The sequence below is a fragment of the Cuspidothrix issatschenkoi CHARLIE-1 genome, assembly GCF_002934005.1.
In the GTDB taxonomy this organism is placed as follows: Bacteria; Cyanobacteriota; Cyanobacteriia; order Cyanobacteriales; family Nostocaceae; genus Cuspidothrix; species Cuspidothrix issatschenkoi.
The window spans coordinates 1-2,480 of record NZ_PGEM01000240.1 but is presented as its reverse complement, the minus strand read 5'-3'; the positions used below and the strand labels follow the sequence as shown (position 1 = coordinate 2,480).

3 protein-coding genes are annotated in these 2,480 nt (G+C 30.8%); all 3 read left to right on the top strand.

Features of this window, described 5'->3' with window-relative positions:
• Nucleotides 1-356 precede the first annotated feature (356 nt).
• Nucleotides 357-833, top strand: coding sequence for a replication/maintenance protein RepL (locus CUN59_RS23060; RefSeq protein WP_000664727.1), 477 nt, complete (start codon nucleotides 357-359; stop codon nucleotides 831-833).
• Between the two features lie 694 nt (nucleotides 834-1,527).
• Nucleotides 1,528-1,587: a 23S rRNA methylase leader peptide ErmCL gene (gene ermCL / locus CUN59_RS23055; protein WP_002497446.1), complete on the top strand. Its 60-nt coding sequence runs from the start codon at nucleotides 1,528-1,530 to the stop codon at nucleotides 1,585-1,587.
• 60 nt (nucleotides 1,588-1,647) lie between these two features.
• Nucleotides 1,648-2,382, top strand: a complete 735-nt coding sequence (gene erm(C), locus CUN59_RS23050) for a 23S rRNA (adenine(2058)-N(6))-methyltransferase Erm(C) (protein ID WP_001003263.1) — start codon at nucleotides 1,648-1,650, stop codon at nucleotides 2,380-2,382.
• Nucleotides 2,383-2,480: the final 98 nt, after the last annotated feature.

The following is a 2,480-nucleotide window of genomic DNA, read 5'->3' as shown; positions in this document are numbered from 1 at the left end:
TCTATATAAATATGAGCGAAGCGAATAAGCGTCGGAAAAGCAGCAAAAAGTTTCCTTTTTGCTGTTGGAGCATGGGGGTTCAGGGGGTGCAGTATCTGACGTCAATGCCGAGCGAAAGCGAGCCGAAGGGTAGCATTTACGTTAGATAACCCCCTGATATGCTCCGACGCTTTATATAGAAAAGAAGATTCAACTAGGTAAAATCTTAATATAGGTTGAGATGATAAGGTTTATAAGGAATTTGTTTGTTCTAATTTTTCACTCATTTTGTTCTAATTTCTTTTAACAAATGTTCTTTTTTTTTTAGAACAGTTATGATATAGTTAGAATAGTTTAAAATAAGGAGTGAGAAAAAGATGAAAGAAAGATATGGAACAGTCTATAAAGGCTCTCAGAGGCTCATAGACGAAGAAAGTGGAGAAGTCATAGAGGTAGACAAGTTATACCGTAAACAAACGTCTGGTAACTTCGTAAAGGCATATATAGTGCAATTAATAAGTATGTTAGATATGATTGGCGGAAAAAAACTTAAAATCGTTAACTATATCCTAGATAATGTCCACTTAAGTAACAATACAATGATAGCTACAACAAGAGAAATAGCAAAAGCTACAGGAACAAGTCTACAAACAGTAATAACAACACTTAAAATCTTAGAAGAAGGAAATATTATAAAAAGAAAAACTGGAGTATTAATGTTAAACCCTGAACTACTAATGAGAGGCGACGACCAAAAACAAAAATACCTCTTACTCGAATTTGGGAACTTTGAGCAAGAGGCAAATGAAAAACAAGAAAATGCATTATCTGATTATTATTCTTTCAAGGACTAGTATAACATAAAATCGTCTACAAATAGACAAAAAACCTGCACGCTTAATGTAGATCAAAAGCTTAACGCAAATGAAATAGATTGACCTCCCAATAACACCACGTAGTTATTGGGAGGTCAATCTATGAAATGCGATTAAGCTTTTTCTAATTCACATAAGCGTGCAGGTTTAAAGTACATAAAAAATATAATGAAAAAAAGCATCATTATACTAACGTTATACCAACATTATACTCTCATTATACTAATTGCTTATTCCAATTTCCTATTGGTTGGAACCAACAGGCGTTAGTGTGTTGTTGAGTTGGTACTTTCATGGGATTAATCCCATGAAACCCCCAACCAACTCGCCAAAGCTTTGGCTAACACACACGCCATTCCAACCAATAGTTTTCTCGGCATAAAGCCATGCTCTGACGCTTAAATGCACTAATGCCTTAAAAAAACATTAAAGTCTAACACACTAGACTTATTTACTTCGTAATTAAGTCGTTAAACCGTGTGCTCTACGACCAAAAGTATAAAACCTTTAAGAACTTTCTTTTTTCTTGTAAAAAAAGAAACTAGATAAATCTCTCATATCTTTTATTCAATAATCGCATCAGATTGCAGTATAAATTTAACGATCACTCATCATGTTCATATTTATCAGAGCTCGTGCTATAATTATACTAATTTTATAAGGAGGAAAAAATATGGGCATTTTTAGTATTTTTGTAATCAGCACAGTTCATTATCAACCAAACAAAAAATAAGTGGTTATAATGAATCGTTAATAAGCAAAATTCATTATAACCAAATTAAAGAGGGTTATAATGAACGAGAAAAATATAAAACACAGTCAAAACTTTATTACTTCAAAACATAATATAGATAAAATAATGACAAATATAAGATTAAATGAACATGATAATATCTTTGAAATCGGCTCAGGAAAAGGGCATTTTACCCTTGAATTAGTACAGAGGTGTAATTTCGTAACTGCCATTGAAATAGACCATAAATTATGCAAAACTACAGAAAATAAACTTGTTGATCACGATAATTTCCAAGTTTTAAACAAGGATATATTGCAGTTTAAATTTCCTAAAAACCAATCCTATAAAATATTTGGTAATATACCTTATAACATAAGTACGGATATAATACGCAAAATTGTTTTTGATAGTATAGCTGATGAGATTTATTTAATCGTGGAATACGGGTTTGCTAAAAGATTATTAAATACAAAACGCTCATTGGCATTATTTTTAATGGCAGAAGTTGATATTTCTATATTAAGTATGGTTCCAAGAGAATATTTTCATCCTAAACCTAAAGTGAATAGCTCACTTATCAGATTAAATAGAAAAAAATCAAGAATATCACACAAAGATAAACAGAAGTATAATTATTTCGTTATGAAATGGGTTAACAAAGAATACAAGAAAATATTTACAAAAAATCAATTTAACAATTCCTTAAAACATGCAGGAATTGACGATTTAAACAATATTAGCTTTGAACAATTCTTATCTCTTTTCAATAGCTATAAATTATTTAATAAGTAAGTTAAGGGATGCAGTTTATGCATCCCTTAACTTGTTTTTCGTGTACCTATTTTTTGTGAATCGATTATGTCTTTTGCGCATTCACTTCTTTTCTATAT

What these genes read in the sequence shown, in the direction of transcription:
- CUN59_RS23060 (WP_000664727.1), top strand. Translation starts at nt 357, where the DNA reads ATGAAAGAAAGATATGGAACAGTCTATAAAGGCTCTCAGAGGCTCATA.